Genomic DNA, 21,482 nt, shown 5'->3' with positions numbered 1-21,482 from the left:
TTTAGTAGTTAATTTAGTATTAAACACTATACAACTGGGATCCAATAAGAAATATCTGGTCATGCGCTGGAACTTTTGAATTCCAGTTATGCAAGAGATCTATTGATCTTAAAATAACTTTCTTTGGTTTAAGTTAAGGGTTATTCTACCAATATCTCTCTCTTTCCTGAGTAACTCGGAGCACTGACAATACCTTCTTTCTCCATTCTTTCAACAATATTTGCAGCTCTGTTATAGCCTATTCTAAGTTGCCTTTGAATGTAACTAGTTGAAACCTTTTGATCTCTCTGAATGATGGCCACTGCTTGCTTGTATAGATCGTTCTCTTCATCTTCTGTTTCACCTTCTGATTCCGCGAAAGAATTTTCATCTTCTTGAGTGATTTCCTCCATGTAGTTTGGCTCACCTTGCGTTTTCAGATGATCAACTATATTTTGCACCTCATCATCACTTACAAATGGACCGTGCACTCGAATAATCTTACCACCAGAGGCCATATAAAGCATATCACCCATACCGAGTAACTGTTCGGCCCCTTGTTCACCAAGTATTGTACGGCTATCTATCTTAGAAGTAACAGCAAAACTAATTCTCGTTGGAAAGTTTGCTTTTATCACACCTGTTATCACATCTACAGATGGGCGTTGTGTTGCCATTATGATGTGTATTCCTGCAGCACGAGCCATCTGAGCTAAACGTTGAATAGAGCATTCTATATCTTTGCCAGCAACAAGCATTAAATCTGCCATTTCATCTACGATCACCACAATATACGGAAATGTCTCCATTTTAAGTGGTATTTTTTCAAATAAAGGTTTACCCGTTGTTGAGTTAAAGCCAATCTGTACAACGCGCTCCAACTCTATTCCGCTATTCATCGCTTCTGTAATTTTTTGATTATAGTTTATTACATTGCGCACATTTAAATATGACATCATGCGATAGCGATTTTCCATCTCTTTCACTATCCACTTAAGAGCAATAACAGCTTTTTTTGGCTCTGTTACCACTGGCGTTATTAGATGCGGTATTGCATCATATATTGAAAGCTCGAGCATTTTGGGGTCGATCATTATCATCTTGCATTCATCAGGACTTAGTCGATAAACAAGCGACAGAATCATCGTGTTAATTGCAACCGACTTACCTGACCCTGTAGTTCCGGCAACAAGCAAGTGGGGCATTTTAGTCAGATCTGCAATAACTGGTTTTCCGCTTATTTCCTTGCCAAGCGCAATTGGAAGATTTAAGTTTGCATTTTGGTATTCTGGCGATTCAAGTAAATCACGCAGCATTACAATCTCTCGCTCCTTGTTTGGCAATTCTATCCCCATGGCATTTTGTCCACGAATTATTGAAATACGTGCAGAAAGTGCACTCATTGAACGTGCAATATCATCTGCAAGACCAATCACTCTTGCAGATTTTGTACCTGCTTGTGGTTCAAGTTTGTATAAAGTCACAACCGGTCCATAACATACACTTATAATTTTTCCTTGCACGCCAAAATCACTCAGAACCTGTTCGAGCAGAGATAAATTCTTATTGCTCTCTAATGCATTCAACTGTTTTCTCTGCAAAGATTCTTCTGCTTTGGAAAGTAAGTGAATGCTTGGAAACTCAAACTCGCTAGAAGGTGGTTTAACAATTTCTTCGGCAGCTTTTTTCTTTCTTTCTTTCGGTTGTTGTTTAGTGGTTATATATTTTTCCTCTACTACTAATGGTGCTATTGAATAATCAGTAGTTTTACGTAACCTGAAAAACAGAACCTTTGTAAAAAGGGAAAATATTTTTTTACATAGGAAAAGCAAAGAATAAACCGTTCTCTTCCAACCAATCAATCCTACAATACCTATTGATGCTACTACTGTGAATATGTAAAACGGGCAGTGGTCAATTAGAGCATTACCGACTATTCCACCGTGCATGTATCTAGCAGTAATGCCAAGCGAAAGTTGCGACAATATAGCATATATTGCTACATTGATTAACGTTAGGTAGATAATTTTCAGCAATGATGCTCTGAAAATTAAAAAGTAAACTATGGTTGTAGCTATTGTAATACTAGCGAGTCCAAGAAATTGAACCAATATATCAGCTAAATATGAACCTACTACTCCGCCCAAATTTGTTACTTCCTGATTTGTAGCTGTATTTAAGGATGGATCTTTATAATTATAGCTAAAAACCGATATATATATATACATTAATAGTGACAAGTATATCGCTGATTTTAGCTGTTTTTTTAACATCTACTTAAAGTAATAAGTAATTGTATATTTTACAAAGTGAATTGCTATTATCAATATCATCACGGATAAATCTAATCCATTGAATGGTTGTATATACCTTCTGATAACCTTTAGTGGAGGATAAGTGAGTCTGTTTAAAGTTTGCATTATGCTGCTTACAATCTCATTATACATGTTAACTACATTCAATTTAATCAACAAATCGAGAGCAATTGAGCATATTAGAACGAAGCTGTAAAGATCAAGTAACAGGTTAAGTAAGTATATGATTGGATGCATATTACTAATTTACACTAAAACCTATTATGTGTAGTGATATGTATAAAATCAAGCCCCACAATAATTTTTATGCTGAAATAGGTGTAAACAATAAGCTATAAGATATTATACCCTTTGATTCCACGTGGATAAAAAACTTATTGATAAATTAACGGAGAGATGTGTACTGTATGAATAGCTTTTTGATCATGTTTATTACATGCAGGATAAGTGTTCAGGTACGTATGAAACCAGCGCTTCTTTTCTTGTCACCTCTTGTTACCTAAATAGCCTCTGTTCAAGTAGCCCCTTTGTTGTCATCCCAGTGCCCAGACACTGGGATGGCTTTGTTGCACAGCTCTTCGGATAGTGGGTAATGTATAATAAATTCATGAAGCTATATCAAACTTAGCCATGCCTATTTCAGTAAATTTGTTAAGCAAATAACACTTGAGTAGCAGTTCCTTCTCACGATTAATCTCAGATTTATTCCTAAAACTAAATCCAAATATTTGCTTCAGTCGCGAGAAAAAACTTTCTATATAAGATCTCTTCCAATAATTTATCTCTTTTTTCCACCTCTTCATACCATCTTCATCATATGACTTTATGAGCTTGATTGTAGAATTTCTCTCATTCATATAATCCAACTTTGGATGCTCTACTGCATTATTTTGCGGAGGAATCCTTGTCTTTATGTCAAGCTCATCGCACAGTTTGTATAACTTCTTTCGATTATATGCCCTATCTGCATATATCGTGCTTATGTTATACTTGGTATCCACTCTTTCAATAAGATCACAGGCTCCATAGTGGTCGGAATAAACTCCACTACTGTATTTTGCAGCTATAACTTTTTTACTACCTATCTCTAGCATTACATGTAGCTTTCTTGTTTGCTCATAGCGGCGATACTTTCTATCTGTACCATTTGCCTTACTATGGCCTGGAATATTATTGTAGATGCTGATACCTGTACTATCTATAGCAATTTCAATATCTTCCATATCGTTCTTATCAACTCTGCAGTCGTTGATTTTGATATTAAGCTTTTTAAACCTTCTTGAAGCCTGCGAATAGCTGATAATTTGCAAAATTTTCCCTATTTGCTCAAGATATTTCTCTATAAATCCCACTGTTTGCCTAAGACCAATCCTGAATAGATAGGTTATTATGTGAATTAGAATCACTACTTTGTCGCTGTAGACATTGTTGCCACCTGCTACTTTTGGACTATTTTCGTACCAATTTTCAATGGCATCGTTGATATAATGAAAAACATTTCCCCTTTCTTGAAGAAATTTGTTATATTCATTGCAGTTACTGACTTTCATTCTTATTGGCATATTTTTCCTTTGTCGGCTAAATATCTATTTTATAACAAATTCCATCAGTAACTGCCTGTTCTTTCCTTGAGTGGTGCAACAAAGCCCACTGGGATCCAGATTGGCACTAAGTTGGTAAACATGAAAGCGCTTTATAACGTTTTTTATGTGAAAGCTAATGTCAGCTACTCAAATGATACCATTTGTTATAAACTCACTTTTACTCTATGGTCTTGTCGATATCCTGAACAGATACAATATTTTTTATTTATAAAATTAAGCAACTACTTATCGTAAAGTTGATCTATAGATATAATACTACCATTTGATGATTTTTCAGCACATTTTTCACTTTCGTATTCTTTATCAGAATCAACGCTAAATACTAAAATATCTCCTGAAATTTTATCATGAAACTCACTAATAGCAAAAAACGGTACAGTGACTTGTTCTTGTTTTCCACGAAAGCTCAAACTGACGCTAAACTTATCTTCAAGAACTTTTAGACCAAAAAATTGATGCTGTAATATAATAAGCATTTGAGTAGGGTATGATTCTTTCAAGTAGTCTGGTATGACAACACCATTAAAGCGCGTAAAAAATACTATTTCTAAGTGAGGAGTAAAAACATTATCTAATATAGTATTCAAAGCCTTTTTGATAACTTGAAATTTAGCATAACTAAGCGACTTCTGATAATCTGTTTTATCCATATAACCCTTACATGTTTGGGGGAACTTCTGTTACCCGGCGTTCCCTAAACCGTGCTTATAGCAATGAAGTTATAGTGCCTAAATTAAGCAGCTAATGCAACATTGTCTTCGGCAGCAAAGTTATCGTTTGCATCTAAATTATGAACTCTTAGCGGTGGTATCTAACCGAGCAAAGGTACCATCTTTACTATGCATGTCGATCCTTATTCGCCCCCGTATCAAAAATATGGTGGAGGCGCCGAGTACTGCCCTCGGGTCCAATACACCTATTACAAGGTAATTTTATTGCCATAGTGTATAAAAATACACATGTTTATTATACAGTAGTATTGAATAAATGTCAAGTTATTGAACTCCAAATTGATTGGCAACTAAAAAACTAATATAAAAATTACTTCGCCTATTTATCTAATCTTAGTATAATCAAAGTAGAGGTATTTTTAGAGCTCAAAATCTATCTTCGTCTGCAGACTTTTCTATCAAATAATCAAACTAAGTAAAGAATGTAGCGTATCTTCTTCAGCGCAAATGGGTGCACACATATGCTTAATCTCTGTCGCATGTGCGTTACATTTTTTCTGTTCTTTATTAATAAATATGGGGGATTCTATGCCTAATTCTTAACAAAAAACTACTCAAATGCTTTTGTAGCTATTGAATTTCTGAGTTCAAGAAAGCAAGAGACAGTGTGAGAAATGGCACAAGCCGAAAAAAAGATAAGTTGTGGAACAAAAAATGCAGACAAATGTGGAAAATTGCCTGTGTAACTAGACTATAAATTAGTTTTTCTCCTCAAGAATTAAATCAATTCAGTGTACTTTCTAACTTTCTACTTGTTAGAAAAAAACGGATATGAAGGAAGAGTTTCGTATTGATCTTGTGAATCAATCTCTACTTCTTGTTCTGATGACATCTGTGATGTCAGTCCTTCATCAGATAAAAGAATTTTTCCTGTAAGAATTTCTATTACTTCTTCCCTTCCACTAGAAATAGCATAATCCAAAGGAGTCTTTCCTTCATTATCTTGTATATTAACATTTGCATCCTTCTCTATAAGAAACTCTACTACTTTTACACAGCCACTTCCAGATGCTAAACATAGTAAGTTACTTCCATCAAATGAATTAGCATTTATGTCAAATCCACTTTCTTCCCATGCATTGTACATATTAACATGCTGCTGCAGCTCACTTTTTAATTTTTCAATTATGTTAGATACACTTATTTTGTCATCATTATCAATCCTATATAGTATTTTTTGTAATATCGACGTGTTACTCATAATGTTCTCCGATTTTTAAGAATAAATACCAATTATAGCATTAAAGCAAGATATGAGGACGAAAACATTCTATGTAATGACTACTATGCTATAGGTATTAATATAATTTAAAACTGCAATTATTAGATTAGCCATCTGTATACTGAATCTATGTCTTAAAAGGATCATATACATTAATTTCCTTAATTTTCACTTTTTCATTTAATAATCTTAAGATGGGCTGTAAATCATCGTCGATTGATAAGCACAGTACTTCTCTATCAAGATAATTGGCTAAATGATTCTTCTTCTCAAGAATTTCTGTTTCTTCCAATAAGTCACATTTATTTAACACTACAATTTCCTCTTTTTCAACAAGATCGCTATTGTAAAGCTTCAGTTCATTATGCGTACAATTATAAGCTGAAATAATTTCATCGTGAGTTACATCAATTAAATGCAGTAAAATTTTGCACCTTTCTATGTGCTTTAAAAATTTGTGTCCGAGCCCAACTCCAAGATGAGCATCAGCGATTATTCCAGGAATATCTGCTATTACAATTTCGCTATAATCCACTTTTGCTACACCTAAATGTGGTCTTATAGTAGTAAATTCATAATCGCCTACTTTCGTATCAGAATTCGAGCAGCGGGTTAAAAATTTAGATTTACCTACATTTGGCATACCAATAATGCCAACATCAGATAAAACTTTTAGCTTCAATACTATGTTTCTTTCCTCACCAGGCTGACCATGAGTAAAATGCCTTGGTGCCCTATTGGTGGAAGATTTAAAGTTAGTATTTCCAAGTCCACCTTTTCCACCTTGTACTACTTGAAATTCCATGTCGGGTTTATCAAGATCTACTATCACTTCCTCACTTTCTTCATCGATTATTTGTGTACCAACTGGAACTTTAAGTATAATATCTTTTCCTGCCGTGCCAGATCTATCTCTACTCGTACCACTTTTTCCACTACTTGCTTTAATATGTCTTCGACAACGAAAATTAAGCAAAGTGTTGAGATTTGCATCACTGATGAAAATTATGTCTCCTCCCTTGCCCCCATTACCACCGTTTGGGCCACCAAATTCAACGAATTTTTCTCGACGAAAACTTGCGCAGCCATCGCCACCATCACCTGCTTTTAAATATAATTTAACTTCGTCTATGAAGTCCATGCTAACCCACAATAATATTTAGCATTTTCTCCTAATGAACTTTCTATTCTCATTAATTCATTATACTTTGCAAGCCTATCAGAACGCGACAGCGAGCCAGTCTTGATTTGTCCACAATTCGATGCAACCGCTATGTGGGATATCGTTGTATCTTCTGTTTCACCTGAGCGATGCGAAATAATAGCCCTATAGCCATTTGATTTTGCCATTTCAATAGCAGCAAAAGTTTCCGTAAGCGTTCCTATTTGATTTGGTTTAATTAGTACAGAATTTGCCATTTTTTCCTCTATTCCTTTACTTATTAGTTCACAATTTGTAACAAATAAATCATCTCCAACCAATTGAACTTTATTCCCAAGTTTTACAGTAAGTAATTTCCAACCTTCATAGTCGTCTTCATTCATTGCATCTTCTATAGAAATTATTGGATATTTGCCTACAAGGTCAAAATAATACTGAACCAATTCCTCTGAAGTGAGTTCTCTGTTTTCAAATTTATAAACTCCATCTTCATAAAAAGTAGATGCAGCAACATCAAGACCCAGTGCAAAGTGATTTTTCATCGAATAACCGGCAGATTCAACAGCCTGAATTATCAAATTAAGAGCTTCTTCAGTGCTTCCAATGTTTGGTGCAAAACCACCTTCATCTCCTACGTTTGTGCTATAACCTTTTTTCTTAAGAATGCTGCGCAAGTTATGAAATACCTCTGCAGATATTCTGATTGCTTCACTGAAAGTTTCAGCACCAACCGGAAGAATCATAAATTCTTGAAAATCGAGTTTATTATCTGCATGTACTCCACCATTAATGACGTTAATTAGCGGAACTGGCATCTGCTCTTCCCCTACTCCCAAATACTTATATAACGGCATTTTAAAGCTGTTTGCTGCTGCTTTTGCAACAGCAAGAGACACACCCAAAGTTGCATTTGCTCCAAGTTTAGATTTATTTTTTGTTCCATCTAGTTCAATTAAAACTTTATCAATTGCACTCTGGTTTGCTGCATCCATGCCAATGATTTTATTTGCTATCACTCCACTCACAGATTGAACAGCTTTCAGCACTCCTTTACCACAATACCTTTTTTCATCTTGATCTCTCAGCTCCAATGCTTCTAGTTTACCGGTCGAAGCCCCAGAAGGGACAGCGGCTCTACCTGTTGCTCCATCACATAGTTCTATTTCTACCTCAATTGTTGGGTAACCCCTGCTATCTAAAATTTCTCTTGCAAATACACTGCTGATCGTCTTTTTCATCATGCTAAACCTCCACTAGATTCACAATTGTGTTCACGTTCGGGAAATGTCACCCCAGCGCTGTAACATTTCAGTGTACGAACATTGCAATATACAGGTAATTTGAGTAGCGGATGGTCAGTGCTTGACACTGGAATCCAGTTTTGATTATACAGCCACTTATTTAAAGTTAAGTCTTCTGGATCCCAGTGTCTGGGCACTGGGATGACACCATTCTTAATGGAAGCTATCCCCATATCGCAATGTCTGTACAGTTGTTTGCCTAGACACTGGGATGGCTTTGTTGCACAGCTCTTCGGATAGTGGGTAATGTATAATAAATTCATGAAGCTATATCAAACTTAGCCATGCCTATTTCAGTAAATTTGTTAAGCAAATAACACTTGAGTAGCAGTTCCTTCTCACGATTAATCTCAGATTTATTCCTAAAACTAAATCCAAATATTTGCTTCAGTCGCGAGAAAAAACTTTCTATATAAGATCTCTTCCAATAATTTATCTCTTTTTTCCACCTCTTCATACCATCTTCATCATATGACTTTATGAGCTTGATTGTAGAATTTCTCTCATTCATATAATCCAACTTTGGATGCTCTACTGCATTATTTTGCGGAGGAATCCTTGTCTTTATGTCAAGCTCATCGCACAGTTTGTATAACTTCTTTCGATTATATGCCCTATCTGCATATATCGTGCTTATGTTATACTTGGTATCCACTCTTTCAATAAGATCACAGGCTCCATAGTGGTCGGAATAAACTCCACTACTGTATTTTGCAGCTATAACTTTTTTACTACCTATCTCTAGCATTACATGTAGCTTTCTTGTTTGCTCATAGCGGCGATACTTTCTATCTGTACCATTTGCCTTACTATGGCCTGGAATATTATTGTAGATGCTGATACCTGTACTATCTATAGCAATTTCAATATCTTCCATATCGTTCTTATCAACTCTGCAGTCGTTGATTTTGATATTAAGCTTTTTAAACCTTCTTGAAGCCTGCGAATAGCTGATAATTTGCAAAATTTTCCCTATTTGCTCAAGATATTTCTCTATAAATCCCACTGTTTGCCTAAGACCAATCCTGAATAGATAGGTTATTATGTGAATTAGAATCACTACTTTGTCGCTGTAGACATTGTTGCCACCTGCTACTTTTGGACTATTTTCGTACCAATTTTCAATGGCATCGTTGATATAATGAAAAACATTTCCCCTTTCTTGAAGAAATTTGTTATATTCATTGCAGTTACTGACTTTCATTCTTATTGGCATATTTTTCCTTTGTCGGCTAAATATCTATTTTATAACAAATTCCATCAGTAACTGCCTGTTCTTTCCTTGAGTGGTGCAACAAAGCCCACTGGGATCCAGTTTTACTACACAATTTTATCATATAAATCACCAATGCTTAAGTTTATTTTACTAGCAGCAGCTTTGCAGTTTCTTTCGCTAGTTTAGCTATATTACTACCAGCACCAATAAATAATACTACATCTCCTGAACTTGTCGAATTACTAATAAAATGTGAAATGAGTAAAGCATCATTCATAATCTTCACATCATTAAACCCATTACTGATCAAGGTTTTTTGTATATCATCAATTCCACAGCCAGGAATAGGCTTATCTTCTGGAGGATGGACAGGAGTGAGAATTACATAATCAAACATCATGAAAATTCGTACGAACTCATCAAAAAAATTACGAATACGAGCAAAACGAAGCGGCTCGATAATTCCTGTTACCTTTCCTTTAGTGGTCAAACGTGCTGCTGACAGGGTTGCCTGTATTTCATTTGGATGATGAGCATAGTCCTCAATTAACTTAACACCTTTAATATCGGCAATTAAAGAAAATCTCCTTGCTACTCCTTTAAATTCCAAAAGACCTTTTTTAATCTCTTCATCACTAATTCCAAGTTTCACTGCAACTGATATTGCAGCCAGGGCATTGCTAACTTTATGCATTCCTATTGCATTTGATAGCACTACATTCTTTATAATTCTGGTACAAGGTTGAATATCTTCTTTTTGTCTTTCGAGAGCGAGTTCTTTTAATCGAAACACCATATGTACATTATCATCATCAATTTCAATACGCTGAACTAACTTTCTAATTATATTAAATTTAGTCTCCCAATCTACCTCTGATAAATCACACTTTTCCTTCGTTATATGCCCTCTTAACATCTTCACTTCTTCCCATACTACCCCTTCTAGTATATCTGCGCGTATTGATTTGCTGTTACATTCACCAAAATGTTTTCCAGGACAACGATAGTAACTTCTTCCTCCCTTAGCATTACTCATTCCATAATAAACGGATTTGCAACACTGACATATCACTAACCCTTGTAATAAGTATTTTCTTCCACTTTGTTGCATTTTTTCTATTTGTAGCTTTTCTTTTTCCACACTGTATCTCTACGACTTATATATATTTTGCCTATAGTAAAATACGCACATAATGAGCCAAATCAAGGAAAGTGCAAACCAAGTAATTGCGTATTCAAGATGCTTTATTGGCTGTATAGTCAATTTGCCACCAAAATTGTCTTGCCACAATATACATTTCTCTAGCTTAATACCTAGATCATTGGAGATTTCTTCTGTACTTAAGGTAAACCATGTATTTGAAGCAATATCATTTTTGATAAACCAATTTTTGCTACCATCACAATACAAAACGCCATCAGCAGCTACTTTTTCAATTTTTGCTTTTTCTTCTTTTTTTTCTCTGACTATTCCTTTATTTATTAACATGTAATGTCCATTGATAAGCAACATAGGAGACAGCACATGATAGCCACGTTGACCTGCGAAAACATATAGTTCTATATCACTTAAAATTCCGTCGATTTTAACGTTTCTGTAGTTAAACTTTGAAAGATTATCACTAGGCAGTAGATGAATAACTGGAAGATCCATATTTTTGATAATATTATTCTTCCAGCTCAATCTAAATAACTGCCATAACCCGAGTGAAAAAAGAAGTAAAAAAGGTATAATGAAAATAAATACTGTTTTTCTTAACACTCTATATTTGTGTTCTCAAGTAATTTTCAGTACCCATAAGCTCAATAAGGTCAATCTGTTCTTTGATCCAATGTAAGTGCTCTTCCTCATTTTTCAGTAGTCCTTCTAATAACATTACACTCACGAAATCCTTTTCTTTTTCAGCAACGGAAATTGCCTCTTTGATGCCCTTGATACCTTCTTCTTCTAAGTTAGAATTATCTTCTAAGATTTTCTGCATTGTATCTTTTGTGAACTTTCCTTCATACTTTGAGATTTTATTTGTATCTTGAAAATTTGGCATGCCCTTAAGCAGTAAAATTCTTTCTGCCAACCTATTTGCATGCTCAAGTTCTTCATTAAGCTCGTTTTTCATCTTTTCTGCAAGTTTATTAATTCCGCTATTTTTAAGAATCGCAGAATGCAAAAGATACTGGCGTACAGAAGTCAGCTCATTTGTAAGTAATTTATTTAAATGTTCTACTATTTCTTTATTCATAACCTTTCTTTAGCTAATATACCAATGTAATCTACATAACAATCAAGGCAACATCAATTCATTTTTCTCACAACAATCGTATCAAATAGCACATCATGAAATGCCTGTTTCCTCTGAGAGAAGCAAGCAACTAAATACCAACTGAAGGTAAGCATCACTATAATCACTTCTAGTATACTTAAAGCATTTACTGATGTTTGAAAAAGTTTGATAAAGGTGATAATTGAATTATTTAGCATAGGAAGGAAAAACTGAGAGATAGTGCGATCAAATGCTAAGCTCAAACCTATTTTAGAACTATCTAAAGTGATAGTATATATATTCATTAACTGTTGACCAGGAGTTGCTTGAGCTGTTGAAGATATAAAATATGTAAAGTATCCACAATTTATACACATGTATGACAGGTGTAACATTAATGGAAAATCCCCTAATGACAACACAATTAGTAAGGTTGGAATTAATAAAATTGCTACATCTATTAAATATGCGCAAAAGCGCCTGTGTACACTAGCGATCTCTGTCATTACCACCTATCTTTCAAATACTTTACTATGAATTCTGTAAGTTTATTAAAATGTTGAAAATATAACAAATCTTCATAACCTCTTATTGATTGTCCGTATACAATAGGTAAGCAATTTGCATTTTGTGCACATAGAATATCTGTGATGCTGTCACCAACAAAAAACACATTTTCTCTATTTACAGGTAGCGTACTCTCCTCTAGTGCAAATAGCAGTGGAGTTGCAGATGGTTTATCTTCTGCAGTATCACATGATCCAACTATTCTTTCAAAGTAAGAATCTAGTTTAAAGTAGGCAACTTCTTGACGTAAATTAGTATTTTTCTTATTGCTAACTATCGCTAGGTAAATATTGTGGCTTTTCAGTGTCTGCAGCATTTTCTCTACTCCTTCATTCAGAGTAATATTTTGTAACAATGCATTATCTAGGTATTTTTGATATATCTGATTCGCTTTTTTCCACTGATCACCAAACAAATTGACCATGTAGCTCTTTCTTGATTCATGAGAATTTCTATCAACAACCTTACTGCCAGATCCCATCAAATCTAAAGTATGCTTAATGGCATTAGAAATATTATCTTGAGTATCAACTAAGGTATTATCCCAATCGAATACTACCGCTAATCGGCTATTTTTCATTTTTATATTGTTACGTATTTTAAGCTAATAAGTAAATAATATTTTGATGATAAAGCTTCTATGTTAATCATTTTTACATAATTACCTAGTATACTTATTTTAGCATAAGCTTTTATATAGTAGGTATGATACAGCTTCAAGATATATCAAATATTGAGAAGAAATTTCAAGATGCTTTTGCAGGCGCTTTTCCAGAAAGCACGTCGCTGAAAGATAAAGTGAAGATTATCAATGAGTTGCGTCTAGATCTTAAAGCTTACAAAAGGCAAGTAACTAGACAAAGTCTCGAGAAAAAGTTTGAAGATATTTCTGCATTGGAAGATAAAGTGAAGGCCAGTGCAAAATTAAATCGTAGTCTTAGAGATCGAATGAACCGTGCAGCTAAAAAAGTAGCTAAAGATTTTGAAAAGATCGTCGAGTTGAATCGGGAACTTAAAGATGTTTTTCCAGAAAATTCTTCATTGGAAGATAAAGTAAAAATTATTGTTAAATTGCACCGAGAGCTTAAAGCTCAAAAAGGGCGTAAAGATGAAGTGAAGATTATTAAAAAATTGATTCATAATCTTGAAGGTCGAATGGATCGTGCAGCAAAAAAAAAATAGCTGAAGATTTTAAAAAGATTGCTGGATTTAAACAAAAATTCGAAGGAAAAGACATTTTTACAAGTAAAAAAGTTGCAGAGTTTGAAAGTAATAAAAAATCTCAAACTACATTAGAAGGCAAAATTTCTGATCAAATTCAACTACTATGGATTAAAATCCAAAGATTGAGAGAGAGCATAGAATGCTAACTTTCGACTTGAAAGTCACCAAATTTATCTTCTTTTTTAGAGTGATTTTCAATATAATTTTTTATCATTTCGTCAGTTACATTTCCGCTAGTCCTGACAAACTAGCCTACTGCCCACAACCCAATATCTCTTTTTTAGCTCTGGAAAGTTTTTCTGGATTTTTCTGGAACTTTTTCCTTTTATTAACTGCACTAACTTACTAATACTTAAGTATGGGGGTACAGAAACGTATACGTGTACATGACTTGACGCAACTCTACCTCTGATAATTTCTACTTGATTATTTGCACATACTTCTTGTACAACTTCTTTAGCTTTCTGTCCAATATCTCCAACTAGTACTGGATATCGATATTTTGTTATCCACACTATGTGATATATATACAGAGTGACTGCTTTTTCTATAATATTCCACATTCTTTCAGATTTTTCACCTTAAAATTATATTCTTAAAAGGATGGACTTCAAGTCCAGGGTTTTTCTCCCAAATTTGGGACAATAAAAAATTTTCTTTCAATACACTCGATTGTATTTCTCCCCAATCTACTTTATTTAAAACCCTATTTAATCAACTGAATCCCCAGCAAAAAGAAGACTATAAAGTAAATTTAGAGACAAAATCAACTGTCAAAGCTAAGCTTGTCCTAAAGAATGTTTACTTAAGCAATAAAGAGAGTTCAAGCAACTTAAGTACTGAAAACTCCAATGAACCGTTAATACAAAACAGAGATGATTTGCCAGCAGCACATTTCTCTCTTATATCTCCTGCGTTCGAGGAAACAGTTGTTGAACATACATTTGATACTAGACTAGAACTTTCTTCTGACAAAGAGAATCAATCATGTAGCCAAACAGTAATTCCATTTCTGGGTTTTGCTGAATTCGATAATCAATTCTGCAATACTGTAACAGAAAATTCAACAGTTAGTAGTAGTTTAACGTCGAATGAGCATATATCAGATAGCCTAGAAGGTGAGCAATTATCCCCAGAGTATTATAACTATTTGATAAATGGAGTAACTAGTCTGCAATCCTCAATTGTGGATGATTTGCCAGAGTTAAATTTATCTCCTATAACTCCTGCATTCGAGGAAACAATTATTGAACATACATTTGATAGTAGACCAGACTTTTCTTATGAAAATGAACCGTTAGTAAACAAAAGAAAAAGAGCTGAAGAGAATCAATTATATAGCCAAATAATTCGTTCAATAACTGGAAAACAGCGATCACAAGACTTATATTTTACAGCGTATAATAGTCTTACAGAATGTGAATTAGAAGAAATATGCACAGTGGAGCCACCAGCAAAGCGCCAGTGCATATCAGTACCTCCATTTGAGGGTTTTGCTGAATTCCATAATCAATTCTGCAATATAGTACCAGAAGATTCAATAGTTAATGATAGTGCAGTGCCAGAAGAACATACTAGCCTGGAAGGTGAGCTAACTTTCCTAGACTCTCAAATAAATGGCGGAGAGCCATTCACTAGTCTGCAATCCTCAAATGTGAATCCATTGCCAGAGTTCAGTTTCTCTCTAAGCTCTGTTACGCTAGATGAGATGGTTAAGAGATATGGCTTTAATCACAATGACCACGCTCTAAGTGATTTAGAAGAGGTATATGTAGAGCAACCAGCAAAGTTCTATACATATTACCACAATTAACTAGGGACAAAAAAAGGTGGTAGATTAACCTACCATCTCCTCTGGTTTCACTATCCTTTCAAACTCCTCCTCAGTGAGCAGTTGAAGTTTTGCTGCTGCTTCTTTTAGAGTGATATTTTCTTTATAAGCAAGCTTCGCTATTTTTGCTGCATTGTCATATCCTATATGCGTATTTAATATAGTAACTAGCATTAACGACTGATTTAGTAAATCCTTTATTCTTTCTTCGTTTGCTTTAATATCAACTACGCATTTCTCTGCAAAATTTAAACTTGCATCAGCTAAAAGTCTTATAGACTGCAAAACATTGTAAATTATCACCGGCTTAAACACGTTCAATTCAAAGTGACCATTTGAGCCACCAATTGTCACTGCAACATGATTTCCCATAACTTGAGCACATACCATAGTCACTGCTTCGCATTGAGTTGGATTCACCTTACCCGGCATGATTGAAGAGCCAGGCTCATTTTCTGGTAACATTATTTCTCCAATCCCGCATCTTGGACCAGAACCAAGTAGCCTTATATCATTTGCAATTTTCATCAAGCTTACTGCTACTGTATTGAGTGCTCCACTGAGCTCAACTAAAGCATCATTTGCTGCTAGTGCTTCAAACTTATTTTTTGCTGAAATAAATGGAAAATTAGTGATTTTTGCCACTTCTTTAGCAAAATCCTCAGCAAAACCCTTTTTAGTATTGATTCCCGTGCCAACCGCGGTACCACCTTGTGCAAGTTCATATACATTGCTTAGAGTTGACTTTACTCTCTCTATTCCCTTTTTAATCTGAACTGCATAGCCAGAAAATTCCTGCCCAAGTGTTAGAGGAGTTGCATCTTGCAGATGAGTACGCCCTACTTTTATTATATCTTTAAATTCATGAACCTTATTATTTAGCGCTTTATATAATTCTTCAAGATTGGGAATAAGCAAGCGGTTTATTTGCTCTGCTACTGCTATATGCATTGCTGTTGGAAAAGTGTCATTTGATGACTGACCACAGTTTACATGATCATTTGGATGCACTGGAGACTTACTACCTAAATCACCGCCCAAAATTTCTATTGCACGATTGCTGATCACTTCATTCACATTCATATTGGTCTGCGTTCCAGAACCGGTTTGCCAAACAACAAGCGGAAATTGATTATTAAATTTACCGTCTATTACCTCCTGTGCCGCTGTGCAGATTGCATCCCCTACTCTATTATCTATGCTACCCTGTTTCATGTTAACACGTGCTGCTGCAAGTTTTACTATTGCTAGCGCTTTAATCAGGGGCTCTGGCATTTTCTCTGTACCAATTTTGAAATTTTCCAAAGAACGCTGAGTCTGAGCTCCCCAGTAACGTTCACTTGGTACTTTTACTTCTCCTAAGCTATCTGATTCTATCCTAATTTTTTTATCCATATTTCCTCCTTCTAGTGCTTGACGTTACCTACATATATGAATTAATTAAATCAAATTGTATTTCAGTGTCAAGTTGAGACATTTTTAGTGAAGACCTTAGAAAATTTTCAAGCCATATCTTTTGCTTCTATTATTTTTTTATTGTTATTAAGGCAATCATGCAACCTTAAGCAATAAACCTACTTTCACTCTCTATAAGGCTATTCTACTTAGAGCTTGAATAGTGAAAACATCTTTAAGCGCAGAAGCTATACCTTTGTTTGCTTTCTCTTTTTTTACTTCTACAATCATATAACCCAACATTGCACCTAACGCTAGACTAACGGTCGCTGATGCTGCACAAACTGTAATCACTGCTCCCGCAGAACATGATATTGTCATACCTGCAACATAACCTACTATACCACTAACACCAATGCAGACGTATTTCTTCCGTAGCTCTTTTTGTATATGACTTTTCAGATATTCTTTTACATCTAAATGCCCGTTTCTAGTAGCATAATTCAGAGCAGTGTTTTCATAGCCATCTTTCACATTAACATTTGCTTTTGCTGTTTCTATCAGGTACTTTACTACCTCTAAATAGCCACTTCCAGCAGCCCACATTAGAGCAGTTCTTCCATAGTGATCTGTTGAATTAATATCTTCTTTCTGTTTTTCTATCAGGTATCTTACTGTTTCTAATTGACCATTTTTGGCAGCTGAAAATAATCCTGCATGATTGTTAATCATTTGTGCAAATGATAATGTTTTTAGTTTAGGGGGTTGTAACTCTTGAGTATTAAAGTTTAATTGTGCTGGAACAATTTCTACTTCAAGCTCTACATGTTCTCTTGTGAAACGATCAAGTAGCCTTTTTACCTGATCAATTGTTTGAATTCTTACCTTATAATACCACGATAAAGAATTGATTATTTCCCTGTTGTTAAGAAAAAATATCACTAATTCTATTTTACCTGTTAAATCTTTAGCATAGATTGAGTATTCTATATTTAATCTATCTTGTGCAATATTTCGTATTGTCTCACTCTCTGTCCAAATTCTTACCTGTTCATTAATTCTCTTACTTACAAGAAAATTATATAATTCACTATCTTCTTCCTTCATTTTATTGAGCTCATCCTTACAGTCATACCAATAAGATGATAACTCTGGTATACAAGTAGGAAGAGGCAAGCGAGGTATTGACATATCAAGATTAGCTATTAAACGATATCTAGTTAGAAGCTTTGCTATCTCCGTATGGCCATTTACAATAGCATATGTTAGGGCAGAGAATTGACCCTTACGTTTCACATTTAAATCAGCTCCATTTGCTATTAGAAGTTGTACTACCTCAAGATGACCATGGGCAGCAGCATGAATTAGAGCAGTTATGTTTCCCGGAGATTCTGCATTAACATTTGCTCCCTCTTCTATCAAGTATTGTAATATCTCTAGTTGACCATTGTCAGCAGCCCATATTAAAGCAGTTCTCCCATAATCATCATCTATTGTATTAATAATTGCTCCACCCTGTATAGCTTGCTGAACAAAATCTAGCTGTCCTTTTTTAGCAGCATCAATTAGCTGCGCATTTAGCTGTTTTTGTGATGGCATATACCCCTCTAAAATAAATATACAGTTTAAAGCTATTTTAGCCACTATTCAAGTTTTAATGGCTAAAATTGATTGAATCACTTTTTAGTGTTTTTTTATGGTTGTTTGAGTCTAGCAAAGATGAGTCTATATCACAATCTAGTAATTCTCCTACTGCACTTAGTAAACCAGCTGTACAACCAGCTATTTTGATCTGGATGAGAGGAGATATAATTTATAACCACTCCCCTATCCTTTCTAGTTGTTTGTAGATGTTAAATCTCAGGAATTTATCAAAATAAGGAGAGGCAATGAAGGGAGTAGTATCTCTTAAATAATTAGATAAGAAATCTGGTAGAATATTCTGAAATTCATGCATTTTTTGTCTATAATCTTTCAAAGCAATAACCTTTATTTTATCATAATCAAGTTTCCAATAAGCAAGCTCCGAGACTTCTTTTTTTGTTGTGTATTCCACTGCTAAAGCTTGTAAAATTAATTGCGGGAAAAATCCTGACATAACTTCCTCATTGGAAGGTGGTGAACCAAGTTTATAGTCTATAATTGCTACTTGCCCACCTGGTAGATACTCAACTCTATCACATCTTGCTGTCAATAAAATTTCTTCTGTCATTCGAGTATCTGACCAGCTCTTATTACACAATTGTCTGGTGTGTTCATTTGCAATCAAATTTTTTGGATCCAAGTAGTCAAGCATTGGGATGACACCCTTATTCTTAGTGGAAGTTGTACAGCATCCGCGCAGTTGTGTGTCACGCGCTGGAATATGAAATATCGGATAGGAAAAGCTCTTCTCCAACTCAACTTGATTGTTTCCAGTCCTATCAAGCTCAACAAAAGATTGAATTATCCTCTGCAACCTTACCCACCACATATTTGAAAAGTGGAATCGATTAGACGAGAATATTTCTCGTGCAATATTCATCAGCGACTTTTCGTTGCGTAAATATCTTGCAAGAATATTGTGTACCATAGTGCCAAACTCCAATATCGATGGCTTAAAATTTAAGTCTTTCAACTGTCTAAGGTTCAGTATGTATTCAACATAAAATGAATAAGGGTTACGAATCAGTTTTTCTACCGCACTGCAAGACATCACTTGCATTTTTGCTTGCCTCACTTCAGTTTTAGGTTTTGGCATAGGCTGAGTACATGGAACAATGCACTCAGGTGTATTTAATATTCTTAGCCAATTGCGATAAGGATATTTTGGTTCTTGTAACAGAACTTCCAAACGGCGCAATAGAATTGATTTTCTATCACTCACTAGCCTCGTAATATAAACCTTGCCGGCACCAAATAAATTGCGCAAAGTATACAAAAAGTACCCTTGCTCTTCTTGCACAGAAGGAAGGTTAAATTTTTCTCTATTCAGTGCACTCAAAAACGGATTCTGAAAATTTGGTATATCATTAAATCCAGCAAGTACTACAACCTTATTGTGATATAAGCTGAATTTATCTAAGTTATTTTCTGGAGAAAAAAACTTCCTTTTTAAAAATAATATCAGGATTTGGCTATATAACTCTAAGGAGCATTTTATTGCTACATCTTCACATGCATTTAAGAAATCACGAGTAAAATTACCTATTTCACCATTTAGCTCTAAAAAATTGATATTAGAAAGGACATTAACACACTGCAAATGAGCTGATGCCACATCAAAAATGGGATAATTTACAAGATACAGTAAAGGATTAAATATAATCTTTAACTTACTGATAATAATTAATATATCTTCTTTATGTCTTAGCTTTTTACAAGTATTAATAGCGTTAATAATATCCTTAAGACCATTTGTATTAAAGCTACGCAATACTTCTATCTCAAACTCAGATAAAATACGAGTGTACTCTTCTTGAGCGTAACCAAAAGTCACTAGCCTATGTTTAAGAAGAGAAAGCAATGCCACACCGTTCCATTTTGAGTTCAAAATCTCAATACTATAAAGCAGAAGCGTCACATAAGAATAGTTTTCCGATATGGTACACGCCATACGATCTGCAAGTAATTTATCAAAGACAAACAAAGAAGCGTTTTCATAACCTTCATTCTTTATAATTAGTGACGTCACTTGTGCTTCTTCCTCCCTTGAATCACAAGTGATGACTTCAATATTTTCAATTGATCCGCCACCAACTTCACTTAGATCAGCAGTTGTATCGAAGATATAATCAAGATATTCCTCAGGACTTCCTGTTATCCCAGCCCTTTCTTCTGTCATCCCAGTGCTTGACACTGGGATGACACCAGAACACGCTTCTGACAGAAAACTAACATCCCTTCTATCCACTTTTAAATAATCGAGTAAATCTTTCAGGCAATGTTGATAGTGTTTTTTATCAAGTGATTTCCAATCTTTTTCGTTCATTTTCAAATTCAGGTTAGGTAGAATTATCTTTCCAAATGGCAGGTCATATATAGCCTTAATCAATAACTTGTAGATTTCACCCTTTCCAATTCCAATAAAGATCATATGCTGATCTTTCTGCAGGAAGTTTATCATATTGTTTATGTAGTCATTCTTATGCTTTAGTATATCTATTACTCCCAAACCTTTTAAAGTTTTACTCCAAGTTTTGATAAGTAAATTTATGAAATTCCCTACTTTTTTTGAGTGCTCATCAAGTTGATAATCACCCTCTATTTGGGTATATTGAAGCAATGACGGCAAACTGTAAACCAGATCGATTGGAAAATTATCATTGTTTTTTTTATTCCACTCCAATATAAATTGAATGAGTAGCAGTGTTCTTTTTGTTGGGTTGATAACTTTAACTCTATCAAGATTTAATATTAAATCTTCTTCATCAATGTTTTCTAGTGAAACTATCTCTGGCAAAATTATAGTTCTGTAATTCTTGAATGCACTCAGCAATGCTATAACATCCCTCTTGCAGGGAAGTATGATCTTTATCTCGGGAATTTTTTCTCTTTCATATTCAGAAAATATGTGCTGAACCAGCACATCAAAAAGGGACTCATTCACATTAACAGTAAAAACTCTTCCCACTAACAGTAACAATTAATACAACACTTTTATTGTATAGAAATTATTTAAAATATAAATGTGCT

Annotated in this window: 18 protein-coding genes, 1 other RNA gene and 2 pseudogenes; 2 read left to right on the top strand and 19 right to left on the bottom strand. The window is 34.6% G+C overall.

Annotated features, from left to right (window positions below; all coding sequences use genetic code 11):
• Positions 1 to 140: 140 nt before the first annotated feature.
• From ACQ4M0_RS00600 to ACQ4M0_RS00530, 15 genes and pseudogenes are all read right to left on the bottom strand, one after another.
• Positions 141 to 2,252 (bottom strand): DNA translocase FtsK, encoded by a 2,112-nt coding sequence (locus tag ACQ4M0_RS00600; protein ID WP_012481755.1) that lies wholly within the window; start codon positions 2,250 to 2,252, stop codon positions 141 to 143.
• Positions 2,253 to 2,531: a YggT family protein gene (locus ACQ4M0_RS00595; RefSeq protein ID WP_012481756.1), complete on the bottom strand. Its 279-nt coding sequence runs from the start codon at positions 2,529 to 2,531 to the stop codon at positions 2,253 to 2,255.
• Positions 2,532 to 2,899: 368 nt separating this feature from the next.
• Positions 2,900 to 3,856 (bottom strand): IS5 family transposase, encoded by a 957-nt coding sequence (locus ACQ4M0_RS00590; protein ID WP_213863789.1) that lies wholly within the window; start codon positions 3,854 to 3,856, stop codon positions 2,900 to 2,902.
• 263 nt (positions 3,857 to 4,119) lie between these two features.
• A complete protein-coding gene (locus ACQ4M0_RS00585) occupies positions 4,120 to 4,548 on the bottom strand; it encodes a ClpXP protease specificity-enhancing factor SspB (RefSeq protein WP_213863728.1) in 429 nt (142 codons plus the stop codon).
• Positions 4,549 to 4,564: 16 nt separating this feature from the next.
• Positions 4,565 to 4,896, bottom strand: a transfer-messenger RNA (tmRNA) gene (ssrA, locus tag ACQ4M0_RS00580).
• Between the two features lie 481 nt (positions 4,897 to 5,377).
• Positions 5,378 to 5,830: an ankyrin repeat domain-containing protein gene (locus ACQ4M0_RS00575; RefSeq protein ID WP_438456449.1), complete on the bottom strand. Its 453-nt coding sequence runs from the start codon at positions 5,828 to 5,830 to the stop codon at positions 5,378 to 5,380.
• A 148-nt stretch (positions 5,831 to 5,978) separates the two neighbouring features.
• Positions 5,979 to 6,992 carry an Obg family GTPase CgtA gene (gene cgtA, locus ACQ4M0_RS00570; RefSeq protein ID WP_213863730.1) on the bottom strand — a complete coding sequence of 338 codons (1,014 nt, stop codon included), beginning with the start codon at positions 6,990 to 6,992 and terminating at the stop codon, positions 5,979 to 5,981.
• Positions 6,980 to 8,254 (bottom strand): phosphopyruvate hydratase, encoded by a 1,275-nt coding sequence (gene eno, locus ACQ4M0_RS00565; RefSeq protein WP_052264984.1) that lies wholly within the window; start codon positions 8,252 to 8,254, stop codon positions 6,980 to 6,982. The genes cgtA and eno overlap by 13 nt, the downstream gene beginning before the upstream one ends.
• A gap of 66 nt (positions 8,255 to 8,320) precedes the next feature.
• A pseudogene (locus tag ACQ4M0_RS00560) lies at positions 8,321 to 8,454 on the bottom strand (WPE palindromic element domain-containing protein); the annotation flags it as partial.
• Positions 8,455 to 8,573: 119 nt separating this feature from the next.
• Positions 8,574 to 9,530: an IS5 family transposase gene (locus ACQ4M0_RS00555; RefSeq protein WP_213863789.1), complete on the bottom strand. Its 957-nt coding sequence runs from the start codon at positions 9,528 to 9,530 to the stop codon at positions 8,574 to 8,576.
• 142 nt (positions 9,531 to 9,672) lie between these two features.
• Positions 9,673 to 10,671: a recombinase zinc beta ribbon domain-containing protein gene (locus tag ACQ4M0_RS00550; protein ID WP_438456448.1), complete on the bottom strand. Its 999-nt coding sequence runs from the start codon at positions 10,669 to 10,671 to the stop codon at positions 9,673 to 9,675.
• 9 nt (positions 10,672 to 10,680) lie between these two features.
• Positions 10,681 to 11,292: an SURF1 family protein gene (locus tag ACQ4M0_RS00545; RefSeq protein ID WP_052264983.1), complete on the bottom strand. Its 612-nt coding sequence runs from the start codon at positions 11,290 to 11,292 to the stop codon at positions 10,681 to 10,683.
• 1 nt (position 11,293) lies between these two features.
• Positions 11,294 to 11,770: a bacterioferritin gene (gene bfr, locus ACQ4M0_RS00540; protein ID WP_438456447.1), complete on the bottom strand. Its 477-nt coding sequence runs from the start codon at positions 11,768 to 11,770 to the stop codon at positions 11,294 to 11,296.
• 53 nt (positions 11,771 to 11,823) lie between these two features.
• The gene (locus tag ACQ4M0_RS00535) at positions 11,824 to 12,297 is read right to left on the bottom strand and encodes an RDD family protein (protein ID WP_438456446.1); all 474 of its coding nucleotides are present in this window, start codon (positions 12,295 to 12,297) and stop codon (positions 11,824 to 11,826) included.
• Positions 12,297 to 12,938 (bottom strand): HAD family hydrolase, encoded by a 642-nt coding sequence (locus ACQ4M0_RS00530; protein WP_010401658.1) that lies wholly within the window; start codon positions 12,936 to 12,938, stop codon positions 12,297 to 12,299. Before ACQ4M0_RS00530 ends, ACQ4M0_RS00535 begins: the two co-directional genes overlap by 1 nt.
• 125 nt (positions 12,939 to 13,063) lie before the next feature.
• Between ACQ4M0_RS00530 and ACQ4M0_RS00525 the strand changes: the two genes are divergently transcribed.
• Complete coding sequence (locus ACQ4M0_RS00525) at positions 13,064 to 13,540, top strand: hypothetical protein (RefSeq protein WP_438456445.1); 477 nt, start codon at positions 13,064 to 13,066, stop codon at positions 13,538 to 13,540.
• A gap of 184 nt (positions 13,541 to 13,724) precedes the next feature.
• Here the strand turns inward: ACQ4M0_RS00525 and tnpA are convergent.
• Positions 13,725 to 14,143: pseudogene (gene tnpA, locus ACQ4M0_RS00520) on the bottom strand (IS200/IS605 family transposase).
• Positions 14,144 to 14,462: 319 nt separating this feature from the next.
• On the opposite strand from tnpA, the gene ACQ4M0_RS00515 reads away from it, so the two are divergent.
• Positions 14,463 to 15,395: a hypothetical protein gene (locus tag ACQ4M0_RS00515; RefSeq protein ID WP_438456444.1), complete on the top strand. Its 933-nt coding sequence runs from the start codon at positions 14,463 to 14,465 to the stop codon at positions 15,393 to 15,395.
• 24 nt (positions 15,396 to 15,419) lie between these two features.
• Here ACQ4M0_RS00515 and fumC read toward each other — a convergent pair whose 3' ends face one another.
• The 3 genes from fumC to ACQ4M0_RS00500 form a co-directional block, all read right to left on the bottom strand.
• Positions 15,420 to 16,808 (bottom strand): class II fumarate hydratase, encoded by a 1,389-nt coding sequence (gene fumC, locus ACQ4M0_RS00510; protein WP_017532669.1) that lies wholly within the window; start codon positions 16,806 to 16,808, stop codon positions 15,420 to 15,422.
• A gap of 192 nt (positions 16,809 to 17,000) precedes the next feature.
• Entirely contained in the window at positions 17,001 to 18,407 is a 1,407-nt protein-coding gene (locus tag ACQ4M0_RS00505) for an ankyrin repeat domain-containing protein (RefSeq protein WP_438456443.1), read from the bottom strand.
• Between the two features lie 214 nt (positions 18,408 to 18,621).
• The gene (locus ACQ4M0_RS00500; protein ID WP_438456442.1) at positions 18,622 to 21,420 is read right to left on the bottom strand and encodes a PD-(D/E)XK nuclease family protein; all 2,799 of its coding nucleotides are present in this window, start codon (positions 21,418 to 21,420) and stop codon (positions 18,622 to 18,624) included.
• Positions 21,421 to 21,482: the final 62 nt, after the last annotated feature.

This window comes from Wolbachia endosymbiont of Kerria lacca, from assembly GCF_051602725.1.
Lineage (GTDB): Bacteria > Pseudomonadota > Alphaproteobacteria > Rickettsiales > Anaplasmataceae > Wolbachia.
Note: the sequence above shows the minus strand (reverse complement) of the source record. Positions and strands in the feature narration are given on the sequence as shown.